Source organism: Nonomuraea sp. NPDC048882 (assembly GCF_040649755.1).
GTDB classification, from domain to species: Bacteria; Actinomycetota; Actinomycetes; order Streptosporangiales; family Streptosporangiaceae; genus Nonomuraea; species Nonomuraea maheshkhaliensis.
Map to the genome: position 1 here is coordinate 98,253 of NZ_JBEZGB010000022.1, position 14,388 is coordinate 112,640.

The 14,388-nt window shown below is 71.3% G+C and carries 16 protein-coding genes, 2 pseudogenes and 1 riboswitch; of the genes and pseudogenes, 12 read left to right on the forward strand and 6 right to left on the reverse strand.

Going from position 1 to position 14,388, the window contains the following annotated elements:
- Positions 1–14: 14 nt before the first annotated feature.
- Positions 15–140, reverse strand: a riboswitch (cobalamin riboswitch).
- A gap of 98 nt (positions 141–238) precedes the next feature.
- From cobG to AB0C27_RS48050, 3 genes are read left to right on the forward strand one after another with little or no spacing between them, the layout of a single operon-like run.
- Positions 239–1,462, forward strand: a complete 1,224-nt coding sequence (cobG, locus tag AB0C27_RS48040) for a precorrin-3B synthase (protein ID WP_357860346.1) — start codon at positions 239–241, stop codon at positions 1,460–1,462.
- Positions 1,459–2,079, forward strand: a complete 621-nt coding sequence (locus tag AB0C27_RS48045; protein ID WP_357860165.1) for a precorrin-8X methylmutase — start codon at positions 1,459–1,461, stop codon at positions 2,077–2,079. The genes cobG and AB0C27_RS48045 overlap by 4 nt, the downstream gene beginning before the upstream one ends.
- 5 nt (positions 2,080–2,084) lie before the next feature.
- On the forward strand, positions 2,085–3,563 hold the full coding sequence (locus AB0C27_RS48050; protein ID WP_357860168.1) for a precorrin-2 C(20)-methyltransferase: 1,479 nt from the start codon (positions 2,085–2,087) through the stop codon (positions 3,561–3,563).
- On the opposite strand, the gene AB0C27_RS48055 is transcribed toward AB0C27_RS48050, so the two are convergent.
- Genes AB0C27_RS48055 through AB0C27_RS48070 form a run of 4 tightly spaced genes read right to left on the reverse strand, consistent with a single transcriptional unit; the run spans position 3,554 to position 6,649 of the window.
- The gene (locus tag AB0C27_RS48055; protein ID WP_357860171.1) at positions 3,554–4,288 is read right to left on the reverse strand and encodes a cobalt-precorrin-6A reductase; all 735 of its coding nucleotides are present in this window, start codon (positions 4,286–4,288) and stop codon (positions 3,554–3,556) included. The two genes, AB0C27_RS48050 and AB0C27_RS48055, sit on opposite strands and share 10 nt — an antisense overlap.
- The gene (gene cobM, locus AB0C27_RS48060) at positions 4,273–5,028 is read right to left on the reverse strand and encodes a precorrin-4 C(11)-methyltransferase (RefSeq protein WP_357860174.1); all 756 of its coding nucleotides are present in this window, start codon (positions 5,026–5,028) and stop codon (positions 4,273–4,275) included. The genes AB0C27_RS48055 and cobM overlap by 16 nt, the downstream gene beginning before the upstream one ends.
- Positions 5,025–6,257: a precorrin-6y C5,15-methyltransferase (decarboxylating) subunit CbiE gene (gene cbiE, locus AB0C27_RS48065; protein ID WP_357860177.1), complete on the reverse strand. Its 1,233-nt coding sequence runs from the start codon at positions 6,255–6,257 to the stop codon at positions 5,025–5,027. The genes cobM and cbiE overlap by 4 nt, the downstream gene beginning before the upstream one ends.
- Positions 6,254–6,649, reverse strand: coding sequence for a pyridoxamine 5'-phosphate oxidase family protein (locus tag AB0C27_RS48070; RefSeq protein ID WP_357860180.1), 396 nt, complete (start codon positions 6,647–6,649; stop codon positions 6,254–6,256). The genes cbiE and AB0C27_RS48070 overlap by 4 nt, the downstream gene beginning before the upstream one ends.
- 62 nt (positions 6,650–6,711) lie before the next feature.
- On the opposite strand from AB0C27_RS48070, the gene cobF reads away from it, so the two are divergent.
- Positions 6,712–7,506, forward strand: a complete 795-nt coding sequence (gene cobF / locus AB0C27_RS48075; protein WP_357860183.1) for a precorrin-6A synthase (deacetylating) — start codon at positions 6,712–6,714, stop codon at positions 7,504–7,506.
- 116 nt (positions 7,507–7,622) lie between these two features.
- Here cobF and AB0C27_RS48080 read toward each other — a convergent pair whose 3' ends face one another.
- Positions 7,623–7,781 (reverse strand): hypothetical protein, encoded by a 159-nt coding sequence (locus tag AB0C27_RS48080; RefSeq protein ID WP_357860186.1) that lies wholly within the window; start codon positions 7,779–7,781, stop codon positions 7,623–7,625.
- Between the two features lie 59 nt (positions 7,782–7,840).
- On the opposite strand from AB0C27_RS48080, the gene AB0C27_RS48085 reads away from it, so the two are divergent.
- The 8 genes and pseudogenes from AB0C27_RS48085 to AB0C27_RS48120 all read left to right on the forward strand — a co-directional run bounded on the left by AB0C27_RS48085 (position 7,841) and on the right by AB0C27_RS48120 (position 13,371).
- The gene (locus AB0C27_RS48085) at positions 7,841–8,020 is read left to right on the forward strand and encodes a hypothetical protein (RefSeq protein ID WP_357860189.1); all 180 of its coding nucleotides are present in this window, start codon (positions 7,841–7,843) and stop codon (positions 8,018–8,020) included.
- Positions 8,021–8,073: 53 nt separating this feature from the next.
- Positions 8,074–8,220: pseudogene (locus AB0C27_RS48090) on the forward strand (FAD-dependent monooxygenase); the annotation flags it as partial.
- A gap of 7 nt (positions 8,221–8,227) precedes the next feature.
- Positions 8,228–8,839 (forward strand): hypothetical protein, encoded by a 612-nt coding sequence (locus tag AB0C27_RS48095; RefSeq protein ID WP_357860192.1) that lies wholly within the window; start codon positions 8,228–8,230, stop codon positions 8,837–8,839.
- A gap of 33 nt (positions 8,840–8,872) precedes the next feature.
- Positions 8,873–9,070, forward strand: a pseudogene (locus AB0C27_RS48100) (transcriptional regulator); the annotation flags it as partial.
- Positions 9,071–9,284: 214 nt separating this feature from the next.
- The gene (locus AB0C27_RS48105; RefSeq protein WP_357860195.1) at positions 9,285–11,387 is read left to right on the forward strand and encodes a hypothetical protein; all 2,103 of its coding nucleotides are present in this window, start codon (positions 9,285–9,287) and stop codon (positions 11,385–11,387) included.
- Positions 11,388–11,497: 110 nt separating this feature from the next.
- On the forward strand, positions 11,498–11,839 hold the full coding sequence (locus AB0C27_RS48110; protein WP_357860199.1) for a metalloregulator ArsR/SmtB family transcription factor: 342 nt from the start codon (positions 11,498–11,500) through the stop codon (positions 11,837–11,839).
- A 69-nt stretch (positions 11,840–11,908) separates the two neighbouring features.
- The gene (gene arsB / locus AB0C27_RS48115) at positions 11,909–12,973 is read left to right on the forward strand and encodes an ACR3 family arsenite efflux transporter (protein ID WP_357860349.1); all 1,065 of its coding nucleotides are present in this window, start codon (positions 11,909–11,911) and stop codon (positions 12,971–12,973) included.
- A complete protein-coding gene (locus AB0C27_RS48120; protein ID WP_357860202.1) occupies positions 12,970–13,371 on the forward strand; it encodes an arsenate reductase ArsC in 402 nt (133 codons plus the stop codon). Before arsB ends, AB0C27_RS48120 begins: the two co-directional genes overlap by 4 nt.
- A gap of 464 nt (positions 13,372–13,835) precedes the next feature.
- Here AB0C27_RS48120 and AB0C27_RS48125 read toward each other — a convergent pair whose 3' ends face one another.
- Entirely contained in the window at positions 13,836–14,342 is a 507-nt protein-coding gene (locus tag AB0C27_RS48125; RefSeq protein WP_357860205.1) for a hypothetical protein, read from the reverse strand.
- Positions 14,343–14,388: the final 46 nt, after the last annotated feature.

The following is a 14,388-nucleotide window of genomic DNA, read 5'->3' on the forward strand; positions in this document are numbered from 1 at the left end:
TGTCGCGACGGCAGGAGTCTCCTGGCTCCCGGATCAGCGCTCACCCCGGCCTTCCCACCCGTTGCCGGGTCGTGGCCTGCGGTGGGGTTCGCTCCCCGGTCACAGTGGCGGGACCGCGCCGGTTTCGCACCGGCTTCCTCCCTTTGCCATCGCCTACCGGGAGCCTACGGCAGGAGCTGCCCCCGCCAGAAGTGGCGTTACCATCCTCATCGTGTCCATAGCCGACTTTTCCGGACGAGTGCGCCCTGATGCCTGTCCGGGAGCGCTACAGGTGCACGAGGCCGCGGACGGTCCGCTGGCACGGGTTCGCCTGCCCGGCGGCGCCGTCACCGCTCCTCAGCTCCGCGAGATCGCGGCCTGCGCGGACGAGCTCGGCTCGGGGGTGATCGAGCTCACCTCACGGGCGAACGTGCAGGTGCGCGGCCTGCGCTCGGCGTCCGCCTTCGCCGCGCGGATCGCGTCCGCGGGCCTGCTCCCGTCCGCCGCGCACGAACGGGTCCGCAACATCGTCGGCTCGCCGTTGAGCGGGCGGGGCGCCACGGGGTCGCTCGACACGCAACCGATGGTGGACGCCCTCGACCGGGCGCTGTGCTCACGTGCCCGCCTCGCCGGGCTGCCGGGACGGTTCCTGTTCGCGCTGGACGACGGCACGGGAGACGTGACCGGGCTCGGCGCGGACGTCACCTTCGTGGCGGCGGGCGCAGGACCAGGGCGGCTGCTGCTGGCCGGCGCGGACCTAGGGCTCGACGCCCGCCCGGACTCGGCGATCACCCTCATGATCGCCGCGGCTGAGGCGTTCCTCGACGAACGAGCTGCGCACGCGGCGTGGCGCATCCACGAGCTGGCGGACGGCCCCCGGCGCATCGCCGCCCGCCTGAACGGCCCCACCGCCGGACCACCCGGCGACTCGGACGACCCGGACGGCTCAGGACACTCCGGCGGCTCCGGCGGCTCCGGGGAGGCGAGCCGGCACGCCGCCGCTCCAGCCGAATCGCCCGAATCACCCGATCCGCCCGCCATCAGGCGCGCCGGACGCATCGCCCAGCGGGACGGCCGCGTCGCGCTGGAAGCTCTGGTGCCACTGGGCCGGTTGACGCCCGCCCAGGCCGTGGCGCTCGCGAACGCAGGACCCACGGTGCGGCTCACTCCCTGGCGCACCGCCGTCCTGCTCGACCTGTCCCCCGGAGCGGCGGATCGCGCGGCGGACACCCTCGCAGAGGCCGGGCTCGTCCTCGACCCGGCATCGCCGTGGGCCGGCGTCACCGCCTGCACCGGCCGTCCGGGCTGCGCCAAGTCGCTCGCGGACGTCCAGGCCGACGCGCGGCGCTGGGTGAGCGGCCTGGACGCCGCCCCGCCCGCGCCCGTGCACTGGTCCGGCTGCGAGCGCCGCTGCGGGCTTCCCCGCGGCCGGGTCGTCCAGCTGATCGCCACCGAAGACGGTTACCAGGAAAGGCAGCAGTGAACGACTACCTCCGCGACGGCGCCGAGATCTACCGGCGCTCGTTCGCGACCATCCGCGCCGAGACCGACCTCAGCGGCATGCCGCCGGAGGTCGCGCAGGTGGCGGTGCGGATGATCCACGCCTGCGGGATGACCGATCTGGTCGCCGACCTGGACTGGTCGCCCGCCGTGGTGGTCAGGGCCAGGGAGGCGCTGCGCCGTGGCGCGCCCGTGCTGTGCGACGCCATGATGGTCGCCTCCGGCGTGACCAGGCGCAGGCTGCCCGCCGCCAACGAGGTGCTGTGCACGCTCGGTGAGCCCGGCGTGCCCGAGCTGGCCGAACGGCTCGGCACCACCCGCAGCGCCGCCGCTCTCGAACTCTGGCGCGGCCGCCTCGACGGCGCTGTGGTGGCGATCGGCAACGCGCCCACCGCCCTGTTCCGCCTGCTCGAACTGGTCGCGGAGGGCGCGGGCAGGCCCGCGGCGGTGCTCGGCATCCCCGTGGGGTTCATCGGCGCGGCCGAGTCCAAGCGGGCGCTGGCGGACAGCGACCTGGACCACCTGGTGGTGCACGGCCGTCGCGGCGGCAGTGCGATGACGGCGGCGGCGGTCAACGCCCTCGCGAGCGAGACGGAGTGAGCGCCATGACGGGACGGCTGTACGGGGTCGGTCTCGGCCCCGGTGATCCGGAACTGGTCACGGTCAAGACCGCCAGGCTGATCGGCGAGGCGGACGTGATCGCCTACCACGCCGCCCGGCACGGGCGGAGCATCGCCCGCTCGATCGCGCTGCCGTACATGAAGGCGGGGCAGATCGAAGAGCTCCTGCTCTACCCGCTGACCACGGAGACGACCGACCACCCCGGCGGCTACCAGGGCGCGCTCGACGACTTCTACGCCGACTGCGCCGAACGGCTGGCCGCGCACCTGGAGGCCGGGCGCACCGTGGTCGTGCTGGCGGAGGGCGACCCGCTGTTCTACGGCTCCTACATGCACCTGCACAAGCGGCTCGCGCACCGCTACCCGACGGAGGTGGTGCCAGGGGTCACCTCCGTCAGCGCCGCCTCCGCCGTGCTCGGCCGTCCCCTGGTGGAGCGGGACGAGGTGCTCACCGTGCTGCCCGGCACGCTGCCCGCCGGCGAACTGGCCGAGCGGCTGCGCGGCACCGACTCCGCCGCCGTGCTCAAGCTGGGCCGGACCTTCACGAAGGTGCGCGACGCCCTGGCCGAGGCCGGACGGCTCGACGACGCCTGGTACGTCGAGCGTGCCACCATGGGCGCCGAGCGGGTGGCACCGCTCAAGGACGTCAATGCGGACGGTGTGCCGTACTTCTCGCTGGCCCTGCTGGCCAGCCCGGCCGAGCGGACCTTCGTGCCCGAGCGTCCTGCGGCCGAGGCGCGGGGAGAGGTGACCGTGGTCGGCCTCGGCCCCGCCGGGCGGTCGTGGCTCACCCCGGAGGCGCAGGAGGCGCTGGCGGCGGCGACGGACCTGGTCGGCTACGGTCCGTACGTGGATCGGGTGGCGCCGAACCCGCGCCAGCGCCGCCACCGTACCGACAACCGGGTGGAGGCGGAGCGGGCCAGGCACGCGTTCGAGCTGGCCCGCGAAGGGGCCCGGGTGGCCGTGGTGTCCTCCGGCGACCCCGGCGTGTTCGCCATGGCCAGCGCGATCATGGAAGCGGCGGCCGACTTCCCCGGTGTGCCGGTGCGGGTCGTCCCCGGTCTGACCGCCGCGCAGGCGGTGGCCAGCCGGGTCGGCGCCCCCCTGGGCCATGACTACTGTGTGCTGTCGCTGTCGGACCTGCTCAAGCCGTGGGAGGTGGTGGCCGAGCGGCTGTCGGCCGCGGCTCGGGCGGACCTGGTGCTGGCGATCTACAACCCGGCCTCGCGCAGCCGTACCTGGCAGCTCGGCGCGGCCCGTGACGTGCTGCTGGAGCACCGCGACGGCGCCACCCCCGTGGTGATCGGCCGCGACGTCGGCGGCGAGCGGGAGAGCGTCACCGTCACCACGCTCGGCGCGTTGGATCCCGCCCAGGTCGACATGCGCTGTCTGCTGATCATCGGCTCCTCGACGACCCGGGTCACGGACGAGGGCGCCGTCTACACGCCCCGTCGCTATCCCTGAGCCCAGGCGGCCGCCACGGCCACGGTGTCCACCACCCGGACGCCCGGCGGCGGTGGCGGCCGATCGACCATGATCACCGGAAGTCCCAGCTCGCGCGCCGCCACGAGCTTGGCGGCCGCCATCTCCCCGCCGCTGTCCTTGGTGACCAGCACGTCCAGCCGGTGCTCCAGGATGAGGGACCGCTCCCCCTCGACCGTGTACGGGCCGCGGTCGAGCAGCACGTGCACGTGAGCCGGGACGGGCGCGTCGGGCGGGTCGACCGACCTGGCCAGCAGCCACACTCCGGACAATCCGCTGAAGACCGGCAGGCTCCGGCGGCCGGTCGTGAGGAACACCCGCTCCACCGGCATGCCGGTCAGCCGGGCGGCCGCCTCCTCCAGGGAGGGAACGCGCCGCCAGGCGTCATCCGGGCTCTCCCGCCAGCCCGGTCTGCGCAAGACGAGCAGCGGCACACCGGTCCGTGCCGAGGCCTCGGCCGCGGAGGCCGACATTCGCGCCGCGAACGGATGCGTGGCGTCCACCACGGCGTCGATCCGCTCGGCGGTCAGCCAGGCGGCCAGCCCGTCCGGCCCGCCGAACCCGCCCTCCCGCACCTCGCCCACCGGCAGGCGGGGATTGGTCACCCGTCCGGCCAGTGACGACACCACATGCGTGCCCCCACCGGCCAAGTCTGCGGCCAGGGCCCGCGCCTCGGCGGTGCCGCCCAGGATCAGGATCCGGCGCACGGCCGGGCCCGTTCGGCGCTGTAGAGGTGGCTGTCGGGGAACTGCGTCGCCGAGAGCACCCGCCCGACGACGATCACCGCCGTACGCCGGACGCCGGCCTCGTGGACCTGCCCGGCGATGTCGGCCAGCGTGCCGCGCAGGATCACCTCGTCGGCCCTGCTGGCCCGCGCGACCACCGCCACCGGGCAGTCGGGGCCGTAGGAGGGCAGCAGCTCGGCCACCACCGCGTCGATCCGCTGCACGGCGAGGTGCAGCACCATCGTCGCGCCACTGGCGCCGAGCGTGGCCAGGTCCTCGCCCTCGGGCATCGGCGTGGCCCGCGCCGAGGTGCGGGTCAGGATGATCGTCTGGCCGACCCCCGGCACGGTCAGCTCCCTGCCGAGCGAGGCCGCCGCCGCCGCGAACGCCGGCACTCCGGGAACCACCTCGTACGGCACCCCGAGCGCGTCCAGCCGGCGCATCTGCTCGGCCACCGCGCTGAACACCGACGGGTCGCCCGAGTGCAGCCGCGCCACGTCCAGGCCCTGATCGTGGGCGGCGGTCAGCTCCGCGACGATCTCGTCGAGGGTCAGATTCGCCGTGTCCACCAGCCTGGCTCCCTCGGGGCACGAGGCGAGGAGCTCACGGGGCACCAGCGAGCCCGCGTACAGGCACACCGGCGCGGACTCCAGCCGCCGCAGCCCGCGCAGCGTGATCAGGTCTGCCGCGCCGGGGCCCGCTCCGATGAAATAGACGGTCACGGCTGGTCCTTCCTGGTGACCGACCAGACGGTCACCGGCATCGCGGCCCGCCATCCCGTGAACGAGCCGACGGGCGAGGCACGCTGCACGGCCAGGCGCACCAGATCACCGCCGAGCCTGGCGTACCATCCGGCCACGACGGCCTCGGACTCCAGGGTGACGGCGTTGACCACGAGCCTGCCGCCGGGCCGCAGCGCCGCCCAGCATTTCTCCAGCAGTCCGGGGGCCGTCGCACCGCCGCCGACGAACACGGCGTCCGGCGCGGGCAGCCCGTCGAGGGCGGCGGGCGCCCTGCCTTCGACGACCCGCAGCGACGGCACGCCGAGGGCATCGGCGTTGCGCCGGATCGCGGCGGCCCGATCGGCCCGGCTCTCGATGGCGACGGCCGCGCACGCCGGATGGGCGCGCATCCACTCGACGGCGATGCTGCCCGCCCCCGCGCCGACGTCCCACAGCAGTTCGCCGGGCACCGGTGCCAGCCGCGACAGGCTGACGGCGCGGACTTCGCGCTTGGTGAGCTGACCGTCGTGCTCGAACGCCGTGTCGGGCAGGCCGGGGACGCGGGCCAGCGGCTCGGTGCCCGGCTCGGCGACGCACTCGATCGCGATCACGTTCAGCGACGAGGGCAGCGACGAGGGCAGGGACGAGGACGCTGTGGCCGTCCACCCGTCCGCGGTGCCTCGCAGCTCCGACTCCGACGCCGCGCCCAGGTCCGACAGCACCGTCATCGGGCTGGGGCCGTACCCTCGATCGACGAGCAGCCCCGCCACCACAGACGGCGAGCCGGCTCCCGCGCCGAGCACGACGATCCGCCGTCCCGGCAGCAGGGCGGCGTTCAGAGCGGCCGGCGGGCGGCCCACGAGGCTCACCACCTCCGTCTGCTCGACCGGCCAGCCGAGCCGGGCGCACGCGAGCGACAGCGACGACAGGTGCGGCAGCACCCTGACCCGCGTGGCGCCCAGCAGCCGCACCAGGGTGGAGCCGATGCCGTGGAACATCGGGTCGCCGCTGGCCAGCACGCACACGTCGTGACCGGCGTACTTCTCCAGCAGCGCGGGCAGCGCCGGGAGCAGCGGTGACGGCCAGGCGACCCGTTCGGCGGCGGAGTCCGGCACGAGGCGGAGCTGCCGGGTGCCGCCCATGAGGACCTCCGCCGTCTCCACCGCACGGCGCGACCCGGCGGGCAGCCCGTCCCAGCCGTCCGCCCCGATGCCGACGACGGTGATCACACGTTGCCCAGCACGTTCGTCACCCGGATCTCCACCACCACTCTGGCCGGGTTCGGCCGTGGCGGCTTGTACCGGGCGGCGTAGCGGCGCTCGGCGTCGGCCACCTGTTCCGGCTCGGTCCGCAGCACCGCGACGCCTTCCAGCGTCGACCACCGGCGGCCGTCCACCTGGGTCAGCGCCACCAGCGCACCGGACGGACCCGACCGGGCGATGAGCCTGGCCTTGTACGAGGTCCCGGAGGTGATGACGCGGGCGACCCCCGTCTCCGGGTCCAGCGTGGCCCCGACCGGGACGGCGTGCGGCGGCCCGCCGGGGCGAACGGTGGCGAGCGTGCACAGGTGCCGCTCGTGCCAGAACGCGGCGAAGTCGTCGCCCTGCTCGGCCAGATCCACGGTCCTCCTCGGGTGGTTTGCGAGCGATATCGTATATCTCCCGCTCTGGCACACTCTTATGGGTGAAGCGGCTACTCGTCATCGGCATCGGCGCGGGCGATCCCGACCATCTCACTCTCCAGGCGGCCAAGGCCATCGCCCGTACGGACGTGTTCTTCCTCGTGGACAAGGGCGAGGTGAAGGACGAGCTGGTACGGCTGCGGCAGGACCTGATCGCCGAGCACGGCCGCCCGCCGTACCGGATCGCCGAGGCCCGCGACCCGGAACGCGACCGCGGCGCCTCCGCCTACACCGCCGCTGTCGCGGACTGGCGCTCGCGCAGAGCGCTGGCCTGCGAAGCGCTCATCGGCGAGGAGCTGGCCGACGGCGAGACGGGGGCGTTCCTGGTCTGGGGAGATCCGGGCGTGTACGACAGCACGCTGGCCATCGTCGAGGAGATCCTCCAGCGCGGCAACGTCACGTTCGACTACGAAGTGATTCCCGGCATCAGCAGCGTGGCCGCACTGACCGCCCGCCACCGCACCAGCCTCACGTGGGTCGGGCGGCCCGTTCACCTCACCACCGGGCGCCGGCTGGCCGAGGAGGGCGCCACCGCCGACGACGTGGCCGTCATGCTGGACGCCCACTGCTCCTTCGACGGCCTGGACGACGGTGACATCTCCGGTGACATCTCCGGTGACAGCTCCTGGGACATCTATTGGGGCGCCTATCTGGGCACGCCCGACGAGATCCTGGTCTCCGGGAAGGTCTCCGAGGTCGGCGAGCGCATCCGCGAGCTGCGCGCCGAGGCGCGCGCCCGCAAGGGGTGGATCATGGACACCTACCTGCTGCGCCGGGCTCCTCGCGCCGACCGTTGAGACGCCCGGGGGCGGGACGGTGCCGCCGGCGCGCGGTGCCGCTCCGGGGGCGCGAAGAAGACCCTGAACAATCTCGAACGGCCCGACCGCCGGCGATGGAACGGGGAGCAGCGTGGTCACGGGGTGGCCCTGAGGCCGAGGACAACGCGGATCTGCGGGACGCCGGTGCTGGGATGGCGGGCCACCTCGGCGTCCACGTGGTAGACCTCGGCGAGCAGGGCGGGGGTGAGCACCTGGGCGGGTCGCCCGTCGGCGAGGACCCGGCCGTTCGCCATGACGTGGATCCGGTCGCAGAACGTGGCGGCAGGCGGCCAAGGCCATCGCCCGTACGGACGTGTTCTTCCTCGTCGACAAGGGCGAGGTGAAAGACGAGCTGGTACGACTCCGGCAGGACCTGATCGCCGAGCACGGCCGCCCGCCGTACCGGATCGCCGAGGCCTGCCGCGGCCATCGTCGGCGCCGGCCAGGGGTGCCTGCCGGCCGGCCTTCCACGATTGATTTGACACACATCTAATCAGCAAGGCATGCCACCTACTACTTCGACAAGCATCTAAACAGGAGGCGATCATGGGTGACGGATGCTGCGGCACCACCACGCCCTTGGCAGCGGAGCAGTTCACCACCGACTTGGAGACCGACACGCTCCCGGTGTTGATCATCGGTGCGGGTCCGACCGGCCTGGCCGCCGCCGCCCACCTGGCTGAGCGGGGCCTCGACTTCCTTGTCCTCGGAAGCGGGCGGGCAGGTGGGCGCGTCCATCGCCAAGTGGGGGCACGTACGGGTGTTCAGCCCTTGGCGCTACAACATCGACGCCGCGGCCCGCCGCCTGCTGAACGGCGCAGGCTGGCAGGCCCCGGACGACGACTGGCTGCCGACCGGGGCCGAGATCATCGAGGACTACCTCGCTCCGCTGGCCAAGGTCCTGGGAGATCGCGTACGCGTCAACGCCCGCGTCTCGGCCATCACCTGCCTGGGCTTCGACCGGGTACGGACCAACGGCCGCCAGGACGTTCCGTTCCTGATCCGCCTGGAGAACGGCGAGGAGCTGTACGCCCGGGCGATCATCGACGCCTCCGGCACCTACACCACTCCCAACGTGCTCGGCGCGAGCGGCCTGCCGGCGCACGGCGAGGCCGATGTGGCGGCCCTGATCGACCACGCGCTGCCCGACGTGCCCGGACGGATCGCCCTGTTCTCGGTTGCCGACAAGGCCGCCGCACCGCTCGCCGCCGTCGCCCTGGCCCAGGCAGTCGGCTACGGCTGGGTCATAGGTGCGGTGGCCTCGGCCTGTGCGATCGCGGCGTTCGGCCTGCTCGCCTATCACCGCCTATAATTTCGACAGAGTTCGAATCAGAGGGGGAGCCGGATGGCCGCCACAACGACCCCGTGCTGCGCACCGATCGCCCGGGAGCCGCTGTCGGAGACCGACGCGGCCGACCTCGCGGTCATGCTCAAGGCGGTCGCCGACCCGGTCCGGCTGCGCCTGCTGTCGATGATCGGCTCACACGCGGGCGGCGAGGCATGCGTGTGCGACCTCACCGACGCCTTCGACCTGACCGCCCCTATGCAATGTAATCCGAGCAGGCAGCGCTACACGGGTCACGGTCAGGCGGCAGCCGACACGTCGAATCAGCCCAGCAGGATGCGCCAGCCGGCGTTCGGCCTCATCTCGGATGGGCCGCATCAGGACCGGACATCTGCGACACACGTCGCACCGGCCTTCGCCGATCACGGCGGGCTTGACCGCGCCCGCGACGCCCGCGCATGGTGCTCTGGTGGTGCAAGACAATCCCCTGCGCTCCGATCCTGCCTTACGAGAGCTCTACTCGGCTGCGCTGACTCGCGCGCTGCACGATCCGGAGATCCGTGACGCGTTCGACTACGTGACGGTGAGGCCGCTGCACATCCGGCTGGAGATGATGGAGCAGGCGGCCGAAGTCTTCGCGGCCGTGCTGACCCCGGCCCGAGAGCCCTCCACTGGAGATGCCCCGGCGCGCGAGGTCTCGGTCCCGTCAACTGCACTGATCCTGCTGGTGTTCGGGCTGCTCGTGCTGGGCGGGGCGACGGCGGACTGGCGGGCACCCCTGCTCATCGCCGTCGTCAGCGGCATGGTGGTGCGCTCGTACGTGGCTCTGGCTCGTGCGCGGGCCTGGCCCAAACTGCTCGATCGACTGCGGTCGTTCCCCTACTCCCCGGCTCGGGCGAAGCTGGTGCAGGGCCTGGAGAACGGCGAACTCATGGCTCAGATCCGTCAGCGGATCAACGTCCGCCGGGCCCGGTTCGATCCCACCTTCAGCGTGATGGCCAGTCCAGGGCTCAGCGAGGCGCTCGACAACGCCTACCATGTGCCGACGCGGACCGTGGACGCCCTGGACGAACTACTCGGCCGCTTGTCCGGCGCGAGCGTAGGCATCGCCGGCCCACGCGGGTCCGGCAAATCCACCCTCGTACGGCGCTACTGCGAGGAGTCCCATCCCCGTTCGGGGAGCGGGGATCTGCGGTTGCTGGTCTCGGCTCCGGTGGAGTACGCACCACGCGACTTCGTGCTCCACCTGTTCGCCGCGTTCTGCCGGGCCATCTTGCGGCACCTTGGTCCCGGCCGCAGCCGCCGCGTCCGGCTCCGCCAGATCTTCACCCTGCTGGGATCCTGGCTGGCGGCCAAGACACTCGCCACCTGGCCCGCACTCCTCGCGGCGGTCGGCGGGGACGTGTTCCTGCAGGTCATGTACGCGCTAGGCCCGGCACCGCAGTGGCTGATCGGCGTGGCCGACCGCTACGGCGACAACCTGGCGCCCGAGGTGATCGCCCAGGTAGCGTCCCAGCTCGTCCTGCTCCTCGGCCTGGCCCTATTCGTCCTGTCCGTCCGCCGCGCAGGGCGCAGGTTCGATCCCACGGACAGCCTCAAGGCCCGCGCACACCGCCACCTGGCGCAGATCCGCTATCTGCAGACCCACACTGCGGCCTGGTCGGGCACGGTCAAGTTCCCGGTCTGGGTGGACGCGCAACTGAGCGGTGGCCGCACCCGGGCCGAGCAGCCTCTCAGCTATCCGGAGGTCGTCACCGCCTTCCGTTCCTATGCCCAGGACGTGGCCGGCCAACTCCAGCCCGGCCGCAGCGTGTACATCGGCATCGACGAACTGGACAAGATCGGCTCAGGAGAGCGGGCGGAACGTTTTCTCAACGAGATCAAGGGCATCTTCGGGCTCCCCCGTACGTACTTCATGATCTCGGTCTCCGACGATGCGATGAGCGCCTTCGAACGTCGTGGCCTGCCCTTCCGTGACGCCTTCGACAGCTCCTTCGACGAGGTCATCCGGGTGGGCCCGCTCTCCTACAGCGAGTCCGTCCGGTTCCTCTACCGCCGCGTCGTCGGACTCACCGAGCCGTACATCGCGTTCTGCCACTGCTTGTCGGGCGGACTGTCTCGCGACCTTCTCCGTGCCGCGCGCGCCGTCATCCGCACCGCGCACGCGCTGCCCTCCGAATCGCTGTCCCCGATCTGCCTGGCCGTACTCAAGGACGAGGTACGGAACAAGGCACACGCCCTCATGGAAGCGGCGAACGACCTGGCCCCCGACGTCCTCGACCTCCTCCATGACCTGGCCTACCGCCGGGCGGATCAGACGCCTGGCGAGACCTTGCAGCACCTCATGAGCCGTCGTGTCGAAGGTCCCGCCCAAGAATTCGCCGCGTACACCTACTTCTGCGCGACCCTGGAGGAGATTTTCACCGGTGAGCTGACCCGCTCCCCAGGTGCCATCGCCTTCGACGACCTCTCCGCAGCGCGGCACGCCTTCACTTTCGACACCGGCCTCGCCTGGCGGACCATCTCCACAGCCAGACGAGCGTGGGCGCTCACGCCGCATGACCTTCCCGCCTGATCTGGCGACCTACGGCCCGGCTCCAGCAGTTGAGCGATTGGCGCCCGGTCATAGACATATGTCAATATGGATGAAGACTTCGACAACCATCTATATCAGGGGGTTATCGCGTGGAGCCGCTGCAGATCCTGGATTGCAGCCCACCGCTCGTACGCGAGCAGCTGGATGCCGACAAGGCCGCCGACCTCGCTCGCGTGTTCAAAGCTCTGGGGGACCCGGTACGGCTGCGCATCCTGTCGATCGTGGCGAGCCACGCGGGCGGCGAAGCCTGCGTCTGTGACATCACCGACGCCTTCGACCTGACCCAGCCGACGATCAGCCATCATCTCAAGGTGCTCAGGGACGTCGGGCTGCTCACCCATGAGCGCCGCGGTTCCTGGGTCTACTACCAACTCGTCCCGGAGAACCTGGCCCAACTGTCGGCCTTGCTGGACATCCCCGCCACGGTCTGACGCCCACCACTTCCAGGGAAGAACGAGATGTCTTCGAATGCTGCCCGCACTCAGGCGCCCGCGCAGGGCATGACGACGGCCGTGGTCGGCCGCCTATCGGTTCTGGACCGGTTCCTGCCGGTGTGGATCGGCGCCGCGATGGCCGCCGGGCTGCTGCTGGGCCGGTTCGTCCCAGGCCTGAACACCGCGTTGGAGGCGGTGAAGATCGGCGAAATCTCGCTGCCCATCGCGCTCGGCCTGCTGCTGATGATGTACCCGGTGCTGGCCAAGGTCCGCTACGACCGGCTCGACACCGTCACCGGCGACCGCCGGATGCTGATCTCATCGCTCCTGCTGAACTGGATCGCCGGCCCCGCCCTGATGTTCGCGCTGGCCTGGATCTTCCTTCCCGACCTCCCCGAGTACCGCACCGGCCTGATCATCGTGGGGCTCGCCCGCTGCATCGCCATGGTGCTCATCTGGAACGACCTGGCCTGTGGCGACCGCGAATCGGCGGCCGTGCTCGTAGCGATCAACTCTGTCTTCCAGGTGGTCGCGTTCGGCGCGCTGGGCTGGTTCTACCTGAAGGTTCTGCCCGGCTGGCTCGGCCTTTCGCAGGCGGCTCTCGACGTGTCGATGTGGGACATCGCCCGGTACGTGCTCATCTTCCTGGGCATCCCGCTGCTGGCGGGCTACATCTCGCGTACCTGGGGCGAGCGCGCCAAGGGAAGAGTCTGGTACGAGCAGCGCTTCCTGCCGCGCATCGGCCCGATCGCCCTGTACGGTCTGCTGTTCACCATCGTCATCCTCTTCGCGCTCCAGGGCCACACGATCAGCGAGCGGCCCCTGGACGTGGCCCGCATCGCGATCCCTTTGCTGGCCTACTTCTTCGTGATGTGGGGCGGCTCTTTCCTGGCCGGACGCGCGATCGGTATGTCCTATGAGCGGACCACCACGCTGGCCTTCACCGCCGCCGGCAACAACTTCGAGCTCGCCATAGCCGTGGCCGTCGGCGTCTTCGGCGTCACCTCCGGCCAGGCCCTGGCCGGAGTCGTCGGCCCGCTCATCGAGGTTCCCGTCCTGGTCGCCCTGGTCTACGTCAGCCTGGCCGGCCGCCGCCTGTTCACCACCACTTCCAAGGAGCAGATCTCGTGACTGACAAGCCCAGCGTGCTGTTCGTGTGCGTACACAACGCCGGACGCTCCCAGATGGCCGCCGGATGGCTCACCCACCTGGCCGGTGACCGCGTCGAGGTGCGCTCCGCCGGATCGGCTCCCGCCGACCAGGTCAACCCGGTCGCCGTCGAGGCGATGCGCGAGGTGGGCATCGACCTCACCGCCGAGCAGCCCAAGATCCTCACCGTCGATGCCGTCGAGGCCTCCGACGTGGTGATCACGATGGGGTGCGGGGACGCCTGCCCGATCTTCCCCGGCAAGCGGTACGAGGACTGGAAGCTCGACGACCCCGCCGGGCAGGGCATCGAGTCGGTCCGCGTGATCCGCGACCAGATCCGTACCCGCATCGACAAGCTCATCGGCGAGCTGACTGGCTGACGAAGCCAGGACGAGCAGCGCCATGCGGAGCTCATGGGACGTTCTGCCGCATGCGGCCCGCCATTGGTTGACGCAGGCATAACCCGGATCTCATCGGGCTACTGATGATGAGGATCAGGTCGGCGGTCAAAGCCGCTTCAGGTACGCGGATATGGCGGGCAGGGGGGCGTGGTCAGTTCGGCAGACGTTCGAGGTGATAGCGCCACAACTCGAACCGGGCGTCGGAACGTCGCACCTTGATACCGAGGGCCTCGGCTGAGGCGCGCCGGGCGGTGAGCAGTCGCCAGCCGGCGCGAGTGAAACGGTGCCGGACTTCCCCGGGCAGCAACGGTCCGGGTCCGTTGACGAGGTGATCAGGTCGGCGGGCGGGGCGGGCCGCTGCCACACTGCCAGCCCCAGGCGGTAGGCGAGGCGATAGACCAGGCGGTACCAGCGAAGGCGAGACCGCGGCAGTAGACGGGTGATCACGATGCGCACCGGCCGGTGGAGAGCCGGCGCCGGATGGAGCGCACTATCACCGGGAGGCCGACCAGGCTCGGAGCGATCCACCACGCCCAGGCAGGCAACCGGTCCCATCCCGGCAGGTGCCGGCCGTTGTCGACGTAGAAGCCGGTCAGCAGCACGATGTAGGAGCCGCCCATCCCGGCGATGTGCAGATACGGTTGCCGACGCCGCCGGTTCAGGTGACCGGTCAGAGCCAGTGCGGCGGCGACCAGGCCGATGGCGAAGAGATGCGCGTTGTGGCTCCAGCGAATCGCCGACATGACCGCCATCGATGCGAACATCACGCCCAGGCACCACAAGTAGAGCCGGCCGAAGCAGCGATGCCGGGCCGCTCCTTTGCGGGACAACGCCGCACCGGCTCCGCAGAAGACCGAGACCAGGCCGGCCGCGACGTGGACGGCCAGCACGGCGAGGAAGAACGGACCGGCGTTCGGCACGGGTATGCCGGCGATCTCTATCTCGTCCACCACACACCTCCATACGTAGCATTGCTACCTATCCCGACGCTACTCG